General features: G+C 59.0%; 17 protein-coding genes and 1 pseudogene. 10 read left to right on the forward strand and 8 right to left on the reverse strand.

Annotation, left to right across the window (positions count from 1 at the left end; all coding sequences use genetic code 11):
* Position 1: 1 nt before the first annotated feature.
* Complete coding sequence (locus ACA048_RS08615; protein WP_497628757.1) at positions 2–445, reverse strand: PilZ domain-containing protein; 444 nt, start codon at positions 443–445, stop codon at positions 2–4.
* Here ACA048_RS08615 and ACA048_RS08620 point away from each other — a divergent pair.
* From ACA048_RS08620 to cysB, 5 genes are all read left to right on the forward strand, one after another.
* A complete protein-coding gene (locus ACA048_RS08620; RefSeq protein ID WP_497628758.1) occupies positions 444–830 on the forward strand; it encodes a thioredoxin family protein in 387 nt (128 codons plus the stop codon). The genes ACA048_RS08615 and ACA048_RS08620 overlap by 2 nt on opposite strands.
* Entirely contained in the window at positions 827–1,783 is a 957-nt protein-coding gene (locus tag ACA048_RS08625) for a putative 2-dehydropantoate 2-reductase (RefSeq protein WP_497628759.1), read from the forward strand. Before ACA048_RS08620 ends, ACA048_RS08625 begins: the two co-directional genes overlap by 4 nt.
* Before the next feature lie 25 nt (positions 1,784–1,808).
* Positions 1,809–2,714: a 5'-nucleotidase gene (locus tag ACA048_RS08630; protein ID WP_497628760.1), complete on the forward strand. Its 906-nt coding sequence runs from the start codon at positions 1,809–1,811 to the stop codon at positions 2,712–2,714.
* Between the two features lie 95 nt (positions 2,715–2,809).
* Positions 2,810–3,313: a universal stress protein gene (locus tag ACA048_RS08635; RefSeq protein ID WP_497628761.1), complete on the forward strand. Its 504-nt coding sequence runs from the start codon at positions 2,810–2,812 to the stop codon at positions 3,311–3,313.
* Between the two features lie 113 nt (positions 3,314–3,426).
* Positions 3,427–4,401 (forward strand): HTH-type transcriptional regulator CysB, encoded by a 975-nt coding sequence (gene cysB, locus ACA048_RS08640; protein WP_497628762.1) that lies wholly within the window; start codon positions 3,427–3,429, stop codon positions 4,399–4,401.
* Positions 4,402–4,410: 9 nt separating this feature from the next.
* On the opposite strand, the gene ACA048_RS08645 is transcribed toward cysB, so the two are convergent.
* On the reverse strand, positions 4,411–4,893 hold the full coding sequence (locus ACA048_RS08645; RefSeq protein ID WP_497628763.1) for a GreA/GreB family elongation factor: 483 nt from the start codon (positions 4,891–4,893) through the stop codon (positions 4,411–4,413).
* 2 nt (positions 4,894–4,895) lie between these two features.
* Positions 4,896–5,303, reverse strand: coding sequence for a hypothetical protein (locus ACA048_RS08650; RefSeq protein WP_497628764.1), 408 nt, complete (start codon positions 5,301–5,303; stop codon positions 4,896–4,898).
* A gap of 124 nt (positions 5,304–5,427) precedes the next feature.
* Between ACA048_RS08650 and earP the strand changes: the two genes are divergently transcribed.
* Both earP and ACA048_RS08660 read left to right on the forward strand, forming a co-directional pair.
* Positions 5,428–6,570, forward strand: a complete 1,143-nt coding sequence (earP, locus tag ACA048_RS08655) for an elongation factor P maturation arginine rhamnosyltransferase EarP (protein WP_497628765.1) — start codon at positions 5,428–5,430, stop codon at positions 6,568–6,570.
* A gap of 48 nt (positions 6,571–6,618) precedes the next feature.
* On the forward strand, positions 6,619–7,188 hold the full coding sequence (locus tag ACA048_RS08660) for an elongation factor P (RefSeq protein ID WP_007943632.1): 570 nt from the start codon (positions 6,619–6,621) through the stop codon (positions 7,186–7,188).
* Positions 7,189–7,407: 219 nt separating this feature from the next.
* On the opposite strand, the gene ACA048_RS08665 is transcribed toward ACA048_RS08660, so the two are convergent.
* The 3 genes and pseudogenes from ACA048_RS08665 to ACA048_RS08675 form a co-directional block, all read right to left on the reverse strand.
* Positions 7,408–7,827, reverse strand: coding sequence for an organic hydroperoxide resistance protein (locus tag ACA048_RS08665; protein WP_223519188.1), 420 nt, complete (start codon positions 7,825–7,827; stop codon positions 7,408–7,410).
* Positions 7,828–8,178: 351 nt separating this feature from the next.
* Positions 8,179–8,640: a MarR family winged helix-turn-helix transcriptional regulator gene (locus tag ACA048_RS08670; protein ID WP_497628766.1), complete on the reverse strand. Its 462-nt coding sequence runs from the start codon at positions 8,638–8,640 to the stop codon at positions 8,179–8,181.
* 69 nt (positions 8,641–8,709) lie between these two features.
* Positions 8,710–9,665: pseudogene (locus ACA048_RS08675) on the reverse strand (LysR family transcriptional regulator).
* 109 nt (positions 9,666–9,774) lie between these two features.
* On the opposite strand from ACA048_RS08675, the gene ACA048_RS08680 reads away from it, so the two are divergent.
* Positions 9,775–10,524: a sulfite exporter TauE/SafE family protein gene (locus ACA048_RS08680; protein WP_497629827.1), complete on the forward strand. Its 750-nt coding sequence runs from the start codon at positions 9,775–9,777 to the stop codon at positions 10,522–10,524.
* On the opposite strand, the gene ACA048_RS08685 is transcribed toward ACA048_RS08680, so the two are convergent.
* Complete coding sequence (locus ACA048_RS08685) at positions 10,514–11,368, reverse strand: LysR substrate-binding domain-containing protein (RefSeq protein WP_497628767.1); 855 nt, start codon at positions 11,366–11,368, stop codon at positions 10,514–10,516. The two genes, ACA048_RS08680 and ACA048_RS08685, sit on opposite strands and share 11 nt — an antisense overlap.
* A gap of 96 nt (positions 11,369–11,464) precedes the next feature.
* Between ACA048_RS08685 and ACA048_RS08690 the strand changes: the two genes are divergently transcribed.
* Together ACA048_RS08690 and ACA048_RS08695 are read left to right on the forward strand one after the other, a co-directional pair.
* Entirely contained in the window at positions 11,465–11,680 is a 216-nt protein-coding gene (locus ACA048_RS08690) for a DUF1127 domain-containing protein (protein WP_497628768.1), read from the forward strand.
* Between the two features lie 64 nt (positions 11,681–11,744).
* Positions 11,745–12,974: a winged helix-turn-helix domain-containing protein gene (locus ACA048_RS08695; RefSeq protein WP_497628769.1), complete on the forward strand. Its 1,230-nt coding sequence runs from the start codon at positions 11,745–11,747 to the stop codon at positions 12,972–12,974.
* Positions 12,975–13,078: 104 nt separating this feature from the next.
* Here the strand turns inward: ACA048_RS08695 and ACA048_RS08700 are convergent, their stop codons facing one another.
* Positions 13,079–14,425, reverse strand: a complete 1,347-nt coding sequence (locus ACA048_RS08700) for a class II 3-deoxy-7-phosphoheptulonate synthase (RefSeq protein ID WP_452625515.1) — start codon at positions 14,423–14,425, stop codon at positions 13,079–13,081.
* Positions 14,426–14,547 lie beyond the last annotated feature (122 nt).

The raw sequence follows: 14,547 nt of genomic DNA on the forward strand, positions 1-14,547 counted from the left end.
TTTAATCCAGCACCGGCTGTGCAAATGCCTTATCAACGGTGTCTTGAGAGAACTCGTCGGCATGCTCCTGGACCCATTCGAGGGCCAGCGCCTGAATATCCTGCAAGTCTTCGTGCGCGTCATGCAGGCGACAGTAGCGTTCGATCTGGCACACCTGCTCGCCCATCCGGGCACTGAACAGCATCTGCTCGTCCACAAACGCAATGCCTACCAGATAGCCGCGTTTGCGCCGCAAGCACCAGGCTACATAGCCCAGATAGCGCATGTCGGGGTTCAAGGTCGGCATGCGCACTTCCAGCGCCGTCCCATGGCGCCAGGCCCGGTGATAATTGCAAGCCATGCCCCCGAGACTGATAGTGTGCAAGCGCTGGCGCGAGATGCACTCATGTTTGAGTAACGTTAATTCGACGGGCACATCGCCAGGATGAGGAATAAATCGTCCCATGAACACGGACTCCCTGTGTCGGCCATCTGACATTGTTTCCCGAAGTATAGTGGTCGAATCGGAACTGACCGATTTCGATGCCGACCAACGGCTGCTGGCAATGAGCGGCGTATCCCTGGTGATTTTCACCAGTGTTGGCTGCGCCAGTTGCCGATTTGCCCGAGAACAATTGCCCAGGCTCGATCTGATGGTCGATCGACTGTGCTGGATCGATGCCGGGAGCAATGGCGGGGTGGTCGAGCGTTATCAGGTTTTTCATTTGCCGGCGCTGTTTGTGGTGCGCGACGGTGAGTTTTTCGGGGTACTAAAATCGCGTTTGACCGGCACCGAACTCAATGATGCGGTAGGTCGGGCGTTGATGAGAACAGCAGAGGAGTTGCCATGACGGGCACAGTCACCAAGCCGACAATCGGCATAATCGGAACCGGCGCAATCGGCGGGTTCTACGGGATGATGCTGGCGCGTGCCGGCTTCGATGTGCACTTCTTGCTGCGCAGTGAGTTTTCAGCGGTGGCCGAACGCGGGTTGCAACTCGACAGCGCAGTGCATGGCGCGTTGACGTTGAACCCGGTTCAAGCTTATTCGTGCGCTGAAGACATGCCCGCCTGCGACTGGTTGCTGGTCGGCGCCAAAACCACCAGCAATACGGACTTGGCGCCCGCCATCATTCAGGCAGCCGCACCGAACGCCAAAGTGCTGGTCTTGCAAAATGGCCTGGACGTTGAAGACAGTCTGCGCGAGTTGCTCCCCGATTCGTTGCACCTGCTGGGTGGGCTGTGTTTTATCTGCGTCCATCGCACAGGTCCCGGGGACATTACCCATCAGGCGCTCGGCGCAGTCAACATCGGCTACCACAGTGGCCCCGCTGCTGATGAGCAGGCGCGCATGGCGATTGTCGAGGAGGGCGCCGGGTTATTCCACAGCGCCGGTATCGATTCGCAGGCCATGCCGGATCTGCACCAGGCACGTTGGCAAAAACTGGTCTGGAATATCCCTTACAACGGCCTGTCGGTTCTGCTGGGGGCAAGCACCACGCCATTGATGGCCGATGCTGACAGCCGGGAACTGATCAAGGCATTGATGGCCGAAGTGGTTCAGGGGGCTATCGCCTGTGGTCACGACATACCGGCCGGTTATGCTGACCACCTGTTCATGATGACCGAAAAAATGCCGGACTATTGGCCGAGCATGTACCACGATTTCCTGCACAAACGACCGCTGGAGCTGGCCGCGATATACGCCCGGCCCTTGGCGGTGGCCAAAGCGGCGGGGTGCCAATTGCCGCTGATTGAAGCGTTGTATCGCAGTCTGGCTTTCATCGAACGACGCAACAGGTAAGCGGATCTACCTTAGGGGGAAGGGCATGGCAAAAACTATCGACGACAAACTGGTGCTGGCGATTTCTTCGCGAGCACTGTTCGACCTGAGCGAAAGCCACAAGGTGTATCTGTCGAGCGGCGTCGAAGCCTACCGGCAATATCAGATTGAGCACGAAGACGAAATCCTCGAGCCTGGTGATGCCTTCCCGCTGGTGGAGAAACTTCTGAACCTCAATACTCGCCTCGGTCGAGCGCGGGTCGAGGTGATCCTGGTGTCGCGCAACAGCGCCGACACCGGCCTTCGGGTGTTTAACTCGATTCACCACTATGGGCTGGCGATTTCCCGCGCGGCGTTTGTCGGCGGGCGCAGTCCCTATCCGTATCTCAAGGCCTTTGGCTGTGACCTGTTTCTGTCGACGCATGCGGACGATGTGCGCAGTGCACTGGACGCCGGTTTCGCGGCGGCGACCATTTTGTCGGGCGGTGCCAGCCGCGCGGCCAGTGATGAATTGCGGATTGCCTTCGACGGTGATGCGGTGCTGTTTTCCGACGAATCGGAGCGGGTCTACCAGTCCGGTGGCCTGGAAGCGTTTCAGGCCAGCGAGCGTGAGGCCGCCCGCGAGCCGCTGCGCGGAGGGCCGTTCAAGGGCTTCCTGGCCGCCCTCAATCTGTTGCAGCGTGAGTTTCCCGACGACGACTGCCCGATCCGCACGGCGTTGGTGACGGCGCGTTCGGCGCCGGCCCATGAGCGAGTGATTCGTACGTTGCGCGAATGGGACATTCGTCTGGATGAATCGCTGTTTCTCGGGGGGCTGACCAAATCCGCATTTCTCGAAGCGTTTGCCGCCGACGTGTTTTTCGACGATCAGGCCGGCCATTGCGAGTTGGCCCGCGAAGTCGTCGCCACCGGCCATGTACCGCACGGCATAAGCAACGAGCAAAAGGTTTAAGCCAGCGGTTCAATACGTTACGCAAAGCGTCGTACTCGCCAAGGCACTGCTAAGCTGAATCAAATCTCCGCCATGTTGGCTTGCGAGGAGATCCTATGATTCAGTCGATGCTGTATGCCACTGACCTTGGCCTATATGCACCGTTGGTGATGCAGCACGCCTTGGCCCTGGCGCGGACATTCAATGCCGACTTGTATGTGGTGCACGCGGTTGAGCCCATGGGGTTGTTTGCCGAATCGGTGCTTCAGAGTTACCTCGATGAACAGGCGCTGAACGAGTTTCACAGTCAGGGCCTGAGCACGGTGATTGCCAATATCGAGCAGCGGGTGCTCGACAGCTTTCGTGAAGAGTTGGGGGATGACGGGGAGCAGGACCTGGCGCGGATTCAAGCGGTGAGGGTGCTTCAGGGCGATCCGTCGCAGGTGATTCTCGACCAGGCGGAGAAACTCTCCGTGGATTTGCTGATATTAGGGAGTCATAGCCACGGTGCTGGCGCGGAAACGCCTCTGGGCAGGACCGCAGCACGCGTGTTGCAGCTGTCTCGGGTGCCGGTCTATCTGGTGCCGCTGGTGGAGCGGCGCCGGCAGGGTGATCGCTAGAATACGAATAGTGGCAACTCGACAAAAAAGTTCTAGATTTATTCTTCAAACCATTAATATAGTTATATACCGTCGCTGATGCCCGTGGCGTCTACCTGCTTTGAGGGATTCATATGAAGCTTCAACAATTGCGCTACATCTGGGAAGTGGCGCACCACGACCTCAACGTTTCCGCTACTGCCCAAAGCCTTTACACCTCGCAACCGGGTATCAGTAAGCAGATCCGTCTGCTGGAAGACGAATTGGGGGTCGAGGTTTTCGCCCGCAGCGGCAAGCACCTGACCCGCGTCACCCCGGCCGGCGAGCGCATCATCACCACCGCCGGCGAGATTCTGCGCAAGGTTGAAAGCATCAAGCAGATCGCCCAGGAATTCTCCAACGAGAAAAAGGGCACCCTGTCGATCGCCACCACGCATACCCAGGCACGTTATGCGTTGCCACCGGTGATCAGCAATTTCATCAAGCAATACCCGGACGTGGCCCTGCACATGCATCAGGGCTCGCCGATGCAGATCGCTGAAATGGCCGCTGACGGCACCGTGGATTTCGCCATTGCCACTGAAGCGCTGGAGTTGTTCGGCGACCTGGTGATGATGCCGTGCTACCGCTGGAACCGCTGCGTAGTCGTGCCTCACGGCCACCCGCTGACCAAACTGTCGACTCTGACCCTCGAAGCCCTGGCCGAATACCCGATCGTGACTTATGTGTTCGGTTTCACCGGCCGTTCGAAGCTCGACGAAGCGTTCAGCCATCGCGGCCTGACGCCCAAAGTGGTGTTCACCGCTGCCGACGCCGACGTGATCAAAACCTACGTTCGTCTGGGCCTGGGCGTGGGCATCGTGGCGAAAATGGCGGTCGATGCCAAACTTGATAGCGACCTGGTGGTGCTCGATGCCAGCGAGCTGTTCGAGTCCAGCATTACCAAAATCGGTTTCCGTCGCGGCACCTTCCTGCGTGGTTTCATGTGCGACTTCATCGAGAAGTTTGCCCCGCACCTGACCCGCGAAGTCATGGCCAAAGCCATTCAGTGCCACAACAAGCAGGAACTGGAAGAGCTGTTCGACGGCGTCGAACTGCCGGTGCACTGATCGAGGGGTCTAGACCACCTCGGTAACAGTAAACTGTTGCCGAGCGCCCGCCACCAGAATCTCCACTTCATCCCCTTCGAACTTGCCCAGCAGGCTTTTGCCCAGCGGCGAGCGGGGGGTGATGACAGTAATCCATTGTCCCACCAGATCGACCTTCAGGCCGGCTGCATCGGGGGCCAGAAACAGCCATTGCTCGCGGCCCTTTTCGTCTTCCAGGCCGAGCAATGCACCGACTTCAATACCACGCCTATCGTCATAAGGACGCAAAGTCAGATTCTGGCACAGCGTCAGTGACTGCCTGATCTCTTCCACCCGCCTGGCCTGTCCGGCCGCCAGATAGGAGGCCTCCAGCCCCAGGGTGTCGTACTTGTTTTCGGCGATGTTTTCTTCGTGGGTCGCGGTTTCGTAAGCGGTTTGCGCGGCACGCTCGGCGATGTCGATATCGATCCGCAGCTTGTCGAGAATCAGTTGGTGGACCGTCTGTTTGTTCATGATCAGTCGCAGAATTGCAGGACATTGGCGCGGCTTTTTTCGCTCGGCGCGGTGTGGTCCTGCTGCAGCCAGAACTGGCATTTTGGATTGGACAGATTGCGGCTGCTGCTACGGGCCTGATCCATTCGTACCTGCTGCTCGCTCTTGCGCAGGTTCTCTTCGTATTGCTCGAACAACGGGCTCTGCGGTGGAATATCGGGTCTCGGCTGTTCTACAACCGGCGGCTTGGCCAGTTGCTCCACGGCGGCTACCGGTGCCAGTTGCTCTTTGAAAAACACGGCTGAGACGAGCCAGCAGGTCAGCGCGATAGCGAGAAATCCCAGCCACAAACCAAGGGCAATGCTGCCGGTCAGTTGCAGGGCATTGAGCTGGATCGGCAACGAGCGGCGTGGGTTGGGACGGTAGGGCATGGCTGCCTCCTGGCGGATGGTCACGGGCGAATGGCGATTGTCGCACGAAGATTAATCGTCGTCGGCTCTTCTGTACGAGGTTATTTATGCGGACAATCGGCGCCTTTGCCAACGGGAACCTGGAATGCCTGAACTGAAAACCCGCTGGGATATTTTTTGCACCGTGGTCGACAACTTTGGCGACATCGGCGTGACCTGGCGCCTGGCTCGCCAACTGGTGGCCGACCATGGGCTGGAGGTGCGCTTGTGGGTCGATGACCTGCGCGCCTTCGAGCGGCTGTGTCCCGAGATCGATATCCATGTCGCGCAGCAATGGCAGGCCGGCGTCGAAGTGCGCCAATGGCCGGCCGAATGGTTGGCCGCCAAAGCCGCGGATGTGGTCATTGCCGCGTTCGCCTGCCAGTTGCCGAGTGCCTACATGGACGCCATGGCCGGGCGGGTAAAGCCGCCGCTGTGGATGAACCTCGATTACCTATGCGCCGAAGACTGGGTGACCGGTTGCCACGGTTTGCCGTCGGTCAAATACAAAACGGTGCAGAAGTATTTCTTCTTTCCGGGATTCCAGCCGGGCACCGGAGGTCTGCTGCGTGAAAGTGGATTGCTTGAGCGCCGTCGGCAGTTTCAGCAAAGTCCCGAGGCACAACGAGCACTCCTTCAAGGATTGGGCATTGATCGTGCCGCGAATGCGCAATTGATCTCGCTCTTTGCCTATGAGAATGCCGGGTTGTCGAGTTGGCTGGATGTGCTGGCCGCCGATTCAACGCCTACGCATTTATTGGTGCCCGAAGGGCGGATTCTCGGCGATGTCGAACGCTGGCTCGGCGTTGAAGGATTGGCCGCGGGGGCGCTGCATGTCCGTGACGGATTGACCGTCCAGGTGCTGCCGTTCGTCAGACAGGATCAGTACGATCAGTTGCTCTGGTGCTGCGATTTCAACGCCGTGCGCGGTGAAGACTCTTTCGTCCGCGCCCAGTGGGCCGGCCGGCCGATGCTCTGGCACATCTATCAGCAGGAGGAAGACATCCACCTGGACAAGCTCGATGCGTTCCTCGCGCTGTACACAAAAGGCCTGTCCGAGCCCGCCAGCCAGGCGATCAACGGTCTTTGGCATGCCTGGAATGCCGGTCATGATATGTCCGACCACTGGCGCACGGCCCGCAAACACTGGCCAGAGCTGCAAAAACACGCCGAGGCGTGGTGTCTGGAACAAGCCTTGCAGGCCGATCTTGCCGCGGCGCTGGTACAGTTTTATGTAAATTGGATATGATACGCGGCCTAGATTTTTGTAAATCCCATCCAAATTCGGATATTCGCAATGAAAACTGGTAAAGAACTGAAACCCGGTACCGTGATCCGTCTCGAAAACGATCCTTGGCTGGTTCAGAAAGCTGAATTCACCAAATCCGGTCGTAACAGCGCGATCATGAAGACCAAGCTGAAAAACCTGCTGACCGGTTACAAGACCGAGATCGTTTACAGCGCCGACGACAAACTGGACGACGTAATCCTCGACCGCAAAGAAGCGACCCTGTCCTTCATCAGCGGCGATACCTACACGTTCATGGACACCACCGACTACACCATGTACGAGCTGAACGCTGAAGACATCGAAGCCGTTCTGCCTTTCGTTGAAGAAGGCATGACCGATGTTTGCGAAGCGATCTTCTTCGAAGAGCGTCTGGTTTCCGTAGAACTGCCGACCACTATCGTGCGTCAGGTTGACTACACCGAAGGCTCCGCTCGCGGTGACACTTCCGGCAAGGTGATGAAGCCTGCCAAACTGAAGAACGGTACCGAACTGTCGGTAGCTGACTTCATCGAAATCGGCGACATGATCGAGATCGATACCCGCGAAGGCGGTTCCTACAAAGGCCGTGCTAAATAAGCACCGCTTGAGGAATGAAAAAGCCCGACCATTGAGTCGGGCTTTTTTGTGCCTGCAAAAAATGTACACGAACTCTGTAGGAGCCCGGCTTGCCGGCGATAGCGGCCTCGGATAAGCCATCGCCGGCAAGCCGTGCTCCTACAGTGGGCGGTGTTAGTTTTCAGGTGTTCTTTGAGCTCTTGCGATGCTTGCAGCATCGCCGAGCGCACCGCTGGCCGGTCAGACGGTGACGTGCAGGCGCACATCGACATTGCCACGGGTGGCGTTGGAGTACGGGCAAACCTGGTGGGCAGCGTCGACCAGGGTTTGCGCGTCGGCTTGTTCAAGGCCCGGCAGGCTGATGTGCAGGTCGATGTCCAGACCGAAACCGCCAGGGATTTGGCCAATGCCTACATGGGCAGTGATCGATGCATCGTTGGGGATGGTGCGCTTGGTCTGGCTGGCGACGAATTTCAGGGCGCCGATGAAGCAGGCGGAGTAACCGGCTGCGAACAGTTGCTCAGGGTTGGTCGCCGCGCCGCCAGCACCGCCGAGTTCTTTCGGGGTGGCGAGTTTGACGTCGAGGATGTTGTCACTGGAAACAGCACGACCATCACGGCCGCCAGTGGAGGTTGCGATTGCGGTGTAGAGAGTTTGCATGGTGTGAGCCTCATTCGATTTGGGTGTTTTGCGCTAAATGTTTGCGCGCTAAGTAAATGCGAGATGAATGTATCTCGCTAATATTTAGTGCGCAATATATATTTTTGAAAAAGTTTTAGTCGGGATTTTCGCGGGCGATACGAAGGACTGAGCTAGAGCGGTCGAGGCGAGATTTTCAGGGGTGAAAATTTTTTGAGGAAGGGGTGAACGAGGTCGAAAGAACACTGCAAAACAAATGTGGGAGCGAGCCTGCTCGCGATAGCGGTGTCTCAGTCGACATCAAAGTTCGAATTTCAGACCGCTATCGCGAGCAGGCTCGCTCCCACAGGGGATTTGTGTATGGCAGGGGAATCAGAGGCTACCTTGCAAATTGCTGCGCAGCACTTGCAGCTCCGCTTGCAGTTTGTTCAATCGCTCCACCGTCATCCCACTGGCGCCGAGGATGCACTGCGGAATGCTGCGGGCCTTGTCCCGCAAGGCGCGGCCCTGTTCGGTGAGTTCGACGATCACCACCCGTTCGTCTTCGCGGCTGCGGGTGCGGCTGAGCAGACCTTCGACTTCCAGGCGTTTGAGCAGCGGGGTCAGTGAGCCGGGATCGGTCAGCAGTCGCGTGCTGATTTCACCGACGGTCAGACCATCGCGCTCCCACAGCACCATCATCGCCAGGTATTGCGGATAGGTCAGGCCCAACGCTTGCAGCAGCGGTTTATAGACCTTGGTCATCAGCAGCGAAGTCGAGTGCAGGGCGAAGCAGGCCTGATTATCCAACAGCAGGTGTTCGCAATTATCCAGGGTGTCGCGTTCGGTAGTCATTTCAAAAGCCTTGATCGGTAATCCTCAGAATCTAGCGGGCGAATCTTTAATGCGCCAGATAATTCTGGGCTAGTGGCGATCCAGAGTGTTTTGCAGTGCCAGATCCCACGGCGGGACAGGGCTGAAGCGAGTCTTCAGGTATTCCAGCAACAAGCGGCTGCGCGAGTTGGGCTGTTGCGCCAGTCGCAAGGCATAGATGCCGGCGGTTTCCGGTGTTGGCAGGCCGTTTTCGCAAAACAGCGGCAGCAGTTCACCCCGCAGAAGGTATTCGCTCGCCAGCCAAGTCGGCAGGTGGGCGATGCCCAATCCGGCCAAAGCGCCACAGACCAGCGCTTCGGCATTGTTGGCGCTCATGCGGATCCGCGCCGGGCGGTGCAAATGCATCTGGCCATCGCGTTCGAAGCGCCAGGCGAAGGGTGGGGCCAGGCCATCCCAATCGAGGCCGTCGTGATCGATCAACTGTGCTGGCTCGGTCGGCACGCCGCGGCGTTGCAGATAGTCCGGGCTGGCGCAGGCAATGCGCACCATGCTCGCCAGTGGCGTGGCCACCAGCCGGGTGTCGGCCATTTGACCGGCGCGCAGTACCAGATCGACCTTGCCCAGGTTCAAGCCTTGCATATCGACAAAACTGTCGATCAGGTGCAGTTGCACGTCGAGTCCGGGGTAAAGCACCAGGAAATCGGCAATCACCGGGGCCAGATGCCGTCGTCCGAACGCGGCAGGTGCATCCATTCTGATCAAGCCTTCGGGTGCGCTGCTCAGGGACACGGCTTCGGCCCGGGCCAACCGAAGCTCGGCGACAATCCGTCGTGCCCGCTCGGCAAAGGCCAGGCCAGCGGGGGTGGCCATCACGGCGTGGGTGCTGCGGATGAACAACTGGCTGCCGACCGCCTTTTCAAGGCTATCGATGCGCCGCGCCACGGCCGATGGGTCAGGGGATGGCGGCGGGAGGCAGCGGAGAAGCTCCCGGATTCCAGCACATCAAGGAACAACCCAAGTTGTTCGGTCAATTGATTCGGGTTCATGGTCAGTCTGCGCTTGTGCGAAGTTGGCACAGCCATTGTGCGTTGCTGTGCGTTTCCGTGCCATCGCGGACTGCGTAGGATGAACACCCTGACAAAAGGGAAATCGCCTGTGATCGAGTTCGTGATGTACCTGGTATTTGGCGCTGCCCTGGGCACCCTCGGCGGGTTGTTCGGCATCGGCGGCGGCTTGATCGCGATTCCACTGCTGGGCGTACTGTTCGGTCTCGATCAGCAAATCGCCCAAGGTACGGCGCTGGTGATGGTGGTGCCCAACGTCATGCTGGCGCTGTGGCGCTATCACCAGCGCAATCGCATTGAGTTGCGCCACGCGTTGCCCTTGGCGTCGATGGGTTTCTGCTTTGCCTGGATCGGATCGATCTGGGCGGTCGGCATCGACGCGCAAACCATGCGAATCGGCTTTGTCGCGTTCCTGGTGGCCTTGTCGGCCTACAACCTGGCGCGCATGTTTATCGCCAACACACCGGCCTCTGCGCAGATGCATTACGGATGGCCATGGCTGGGTGTGCTCGGAGCGGCCTCCGGGACCATGGGCGGTTTGTTTGGCGTGGGCGGGGCGGTGGTGGCGACGCCGGTGTTGACCAGCGTGTTCGGCACCAGCCAAGTGGTGGCCCAAGGGTTGTCGCTGGCGCTGGCGTTACCGAGCACCGGCGTCACCCTGGTGACTTACGCGGTGCACCATCAGGTGGACTGGCTGATTGGAGTGCCATTGGCCATTGGCGGATTGATGAGCATCAGTTGGGGGGTGAAGATCGCCCACGCCCTGCCGGAGCGACTGCTGCGTGGGTTGTTCTGCGGTTTTCTGGTGTTCTGCGCGTTGATGCTCGCGTTTAAAGTTTGAAGCCTTCGACGATGTGCTCGGCCAGGCACTCGGTGATCGGTGACGGGTTGTGCAAGTTGCGCACGAGCATGATGCAGGCTTCCGGCAACTGCGGCAGACCTTCGGCGTCACCGAGGATGCGCATGTCCGGGGTGATCAGGCTTTCCAGTTGCGCGGTCACCGCCAACCCGGCGCTGACCACGGCCATCAACGCTGAAAGGCTCGAACTGTTGTAGGCAATGCGGTAGTCGCGGCCCAGCGCATCCAGCGCATTACACGCCCACAACCGGCAGAAACAATCACTGTTGAACATCGCCAGTGGCAGTGGCGTCTGCTCATGGGCGCTGTAGCATTGCGCCTCGGCCCAGACGAAACGTTCCTTGCGCAGCAACTGGCCAATCTCGGTGCCGGGTTCGCGGGTCACGATGGACAGGTCGAGATCCTGACGTTGCAGCAATTGTTTTGATGATTCGCAGTGAACCTCGATCTGGATCAGCGGATAGCTCTTGGCGAAGCGCGACAAAATCCCCGGCAGAAAGCGCATCACATAATCATCCGGCGTACCGATGCGCACGGTGCCGACCATGTGCGGCTCACGCAGCGTATTGAAGACCTCGCTGTGGAGTTTGAGGATGCGCCGCGCATACCCCAGCAAAACCTGGCCTTCGGCGGTCAGTTTGACCTGTCGCCCATCGCGTTCGAACAACTGGCGCTGCAACACGTCCTCTTCCAGACGCTTCATCTGCATGCTCACCGCCGACTGCGTGCGGTTGACCATTTCACCGGCACGGGTAAAACCGCCCTGGTCGGCGATGGCGACAAAGGTACGCAGCACATCTGTATCGATACTGGGGTACGCCGACATCCATCAATCTCCGAGATGGTTACCATCAGAAACATTCGTTGGATTGATCTTATCGCTGGCGCGAGACTTGGGCCATCCCCAACGGAGGACAACAAGATGAAAGGTCATAACGAGCATGTAACGGAAGAAAAATTCTCAATTCACGCGGTATCCGATCTGCTGCACAAGTTTAGTCGCTGGTACGAACTTCATCGTGAACGCGAGTTGTTGGCGAGTTTGAGCGATGAGGCACTGAAGGACATCGGCATGAGTCGCGCGGATGTGGAACATGAATCGGTCAAACCGTTCTGGGATGATCCGATGCATAAATGATGAGGCCATTGCTACACAAACCCCTCTCTGGTGAGGTAGGTTGCGAGCAGACACGGAGGTATTCATGCCCGCAACGTTGTCCTTTTCCAATAAACAGGCTCGACGTCTGGCACTGGCTGCCCAAGGGTTCAGCGGGCGCCAGTCGCCAGCGGCGATCAAATCGGTTCAGCTCAACCGGTTGATCGAGCGGCTGGGCATTCTGCAGATCGATTCGGTCAATGCGTTGGTGCGTTCGCACTACCTTCCCTTGTTTTCCCGCCTCGGTAACTACTCCTCTGATTTGCTCGACCAGGCCGCCTGGAGTCAGGGCCGGCGTCGCACTCTGTTTGAATATTGGGGGCACGAAGCGTCGTTGCTGCCGTTGTCGATGTATCCCCTGATGCGCTGGCGCATGCAGCGCGCGAGTCGCGGCGAAGACATCTATCAGCAACTGGCGTGTTTCGGACGTGAGCAGCAGGACACGATTCGCCGGGTACTTGCGTCGGTCGAAGAACTCGGTGCGCTGGGTGCTGGAAGTCTGTCGACCCGTCAGGAACGGGCCGGGCCGTGGTGGGACTGGAGCGCGGAAAAGCATGCTTTGGAATGGTTGTTTGCCGCCGGTGAAGTGACGGTGGCGGGCCGACGTGGTTTCGAACGACTTTATGATTTGCCGGAACGGGTAATTCCTCCGGCCATTTTGCAGCAGCCCTTGCCCAGTGAAGCCGAGGCTCAGCGCGGACTGTTATTGCACGCGGCGAGGGCGTTGGGTGTCGGTACGGAAAAGGATCTGCGGGACTATTTTCGTATGAGCCCGGCAGACAGTCGTGCGCGTCTGGCGGAACTGGTCGAGGTGGGGGCGCTGCTGACCTGCGAAGTGCAAGACTGGCGGCAAGCGGCTTATTGCCTGCCCGAGCCGAAAGTACCGCGCAAGGTCGAGGCCAGTGCGTTGCTTTCACCGTTTGACTCGCTGGTGTGGGAACGCAGTCGTACCGAGCGCCTGTTCGATTTTCGCTATCGGCTGGAGATTTACACACCGCAGGACAAGCGGGTTTACGGCTATTACGTGTTGCCGTTTTTGCACAACGAACGGATTGCTGCGCGGGTGGATCTGCGGGCGGAGCGGGCGTTGGGGCGGTTGGCGGTGCACGCCGTGCATGAAGAAGAGCCGGGGCTGGATGACGAAGGGATGCAGGCTTTGGCGGTCAATTTGCGGCGGATGGCGGATTGGTTGGGGCTTGAGCGGGTGCAGTTGAATTGTCAGCGGGTGAGTGCCAGCAGGCTAAGAGTGGCATTGGCTGGAATTGGCGGTGATTAAACTGGCCCCTTCGCGAGCAAGCCCGCTCCCACATTAGATTGCGCCCGCCTGGACACCTCGGTCGAATGTGGGAGCGGGCTTGCTCTCGAAGGGCGCGACGCGGTCTAGCGTCGAACTTGCTTCAATGTCTCAGCAATCAAAAACGCCAATTCCAACGACTGATCAGCATTCATCCGCGGATCGCAATGGGTGTGATACCGGTCCGACAAACCATCCTCGGTAATCGGCCGCGCCCCACCAATGCATTCGGTCACATTCTGCCCGGTCATCTCGATATGGATACCACCGGCATAGCTGCCTTCCGCTTGGTGAACCTGGAAGAACTGCTTCACCTCGCCAAGGATCTGCGCGAAGTCGCGGGTCTTGTAGCCGCTGCTGGCCTTGATGGTGTTGCCGTGCATCGGGTCGGAGCTCCAGAGCACTTGCTTGCCTTCGCGCTGCACGGCACGAATCAATGCCGGAAGGTGATCGCCGACCTTGTTGGCGCCCATCCGCGCGATCAGGTTCAGGCGACCAGGATCGTTGTCCGGGTTCAGCACGTCGATCAGGCGAATCAGGTCTTCAGGGTTCATGCTCGGGCCGACCTTGACCCCGATCGGGTTATTCACCCCGCGCAGGAATTCGACGTGCGCGCCATCGAGTTGACGGGTGCGGTCGCCGATCCACAGCATGTGCGCCGAGCAATCGTAGTAATCGTTGGTCAGGCTGTCGCGCCGCACGAAGGCTTCTTCGTAGTTCAGCAGCAGTGCTTCGTGGGCGGTGAAGAAACTGGTTTCGCGCAGTTGCGGCGAGCTGTCCATGCCGCAGGCGCGCATGAACGCCAAGGTTTCATCGATGCGGTTGGCCAGGTGGCTGTATTTTTCTGCCAGTGCCGAGTTGGCGATGAAATCCAGGTTCCATTTGTGCACTTGATGCAGATCGGCAAACCCGCCTTGAGCGAATGCGCGCAGCAAGTTCAGGGTCGCGGTGGACTGGTGGTAGGACTGCAGCAGGCGTTCCGGGTCCGGCACGCGGCTTTTTTCGTCGAAACCGATGCCGTTGACGATGTCGCCACGGTAGGCGGGCAGGGTCACGCCATCGATGGTTTCGTCATTGGCTGAGCGCGGTTTAGCGAACTGACCGGCCATGCGCCCGACCTTGACCACCGGGCAACCGGCGGCGAAGGTCATGACGATGGCCATTTGCAGCAAGACTTTAAACGTGTCACGAATTTTCGCGGCGGAGAACTCGGCAAAGCTCTCGGCGCAATCGCCACCTTGCAACAGAAACGCGCGCCCTTGGGTCACTTCGGCAAACTGACGGCGCAACTCCCGGGCCTCACCGGCAAACACCAGCGGCGGATAACTGGCCAGGGTTTGCTCGACCTGCTGCAAATGCGCGGCGTCGGGGTAGTGGGGTTGTTGCTGGATCGGCAGGGCGCGCCAGCTGTCAGGGCTCCAGGGTTGGCTCATCACGTTCTCTAGTGTTTTACGCTCGGACGGTTATGTTATCAGCAATTAGTGCGTGACCTGTTCCCGTCGCTTCGCGGACAATCGCGCCTTTGCCGCGCCCGCTCGCGGTTTTATTGCGCTGC

This window comes from Pseudomonas sp. LBUM1659 (assembly GCF_059716045.1).

What these genes read in the sequence shown, in the direction of transcription:
- ACA048_RS08620 (WP_497628758.1), top strand. Translation starts at nt 444, where the DNA reads ATGAACACGGACTCCCTGTGTCGGCCATCTGACATTGTTTCCCGAAGT.
- ACA048_RS08645 (WP_497628763.1), bottom strand. Translation starts at nt 4,893, where the DNA reads ATGAACAAACAGACGGTCCACCAACTGATTCTCGACAAGCTGCGGATC.
- ACA048_RS08635 (WP_497628761.1), top strand. Translation starts at nt 2,810, where the DNA reads ATGATTCAGTCGATGCTGTATGCCACTGACCTTGGCCTATATGCACCG.
- ACA048_RS08665 (WP_223519188.1), bottom strand. Translation starts at nt 7,827, where the DNA reads ATGCAAACTCTCTACACCGCAATCGCAACCTCCACTGGCGGCCGTGAT.
- ACA048_RS08650 (WP_497628764.1), bottom strand. Translation starts at nt 5,303, where the DNA reads ATGCCCTACCGTCCCAACCCACGCCGCTCGTTGCCGATCCAGCTCAAT.
- earP (WP_497628765.1), top strand. Translation starts at nt 5,428, where the DNA reads ATGCCTGAACTGAAAACCCGCTGGGATATTTTTTGCACCGTGGTCGAC.
- ACA048_RS08685 (WP_497628767.1), bottom strand. Translation starts at nt 11,368, where the DNA reads ATGTCGGCGTACCCCAGTATCGATACAGATGTGCTGCGTACCTTTGTC.
- ACA048_RS08670 (WP_497628766.1), bottom strand. Translation starts at nt 8,640, where the DNA reads ATGACTACCGAACGCGACACCCTGGATAATTGCGAACACCTGCTGTTG.
- ACA048_RS08625 (WP_497628759.1), top strand. Translation starts at nt 827, where the DNA reads ATGACGGGCACAGTCACCAAGCCGACAATCGGCATAATCGGAACCGGC.
- cysB (WP_497628762.1), top strand. Translation starts at nt 3,427, where the DNA reads ATGAAGCTTCAACAATTGCGCTACATCTGGGAAGTGGCGCACCACGAC.
- ACA048_RS08630 (WP_497628760.1), top strand. Translation starts at nt 1,809, where the DNA reads ATGGCAAAAACTATCGACGACAAACTGGTGCTGGCGATTTCTTCGCGA.
- ACA048_RS08660 (WP_007943632.1), top strand. Translation starts at nt 6,619, where the DNA reads ATGAAAACTGGTAAAGAACTGAAACCCGGTACCGTGATCCGTCTCGAA.
- ACA048_RS08690 (WP_497628768.1), top strand. Translation starts at nt 11,465, where the DNA reads ATGAAAGGTCATAACGAGCATGTAACGGAAGAAAAATTCTCAATTCAC.
- ACA048_RS08695 (WP_497628769.1), top strand. Translation starts at nt 11,745, where the DNA reads ATGCCCGCAACGTTGTCCTTTTCCAATAAACAGGCTCGACGTCTGGCA.
- ACA048_RS08700 (WP_452625515.1), bottom strand. Translation starts at nt 14,425, where the DNA reads ATGAGCCAACCCTGGAGCCCTGACAGCTGGCGCGCCCTGCCGATCCAG.
- ACA048_RS08615 (WP_497628757.1), bottom strand. Translation starts at nt 445, where the DNA reads ATGGGACGATTTATTCCTCATCCTGGCGATGTGCCCGTCGAATTAACG.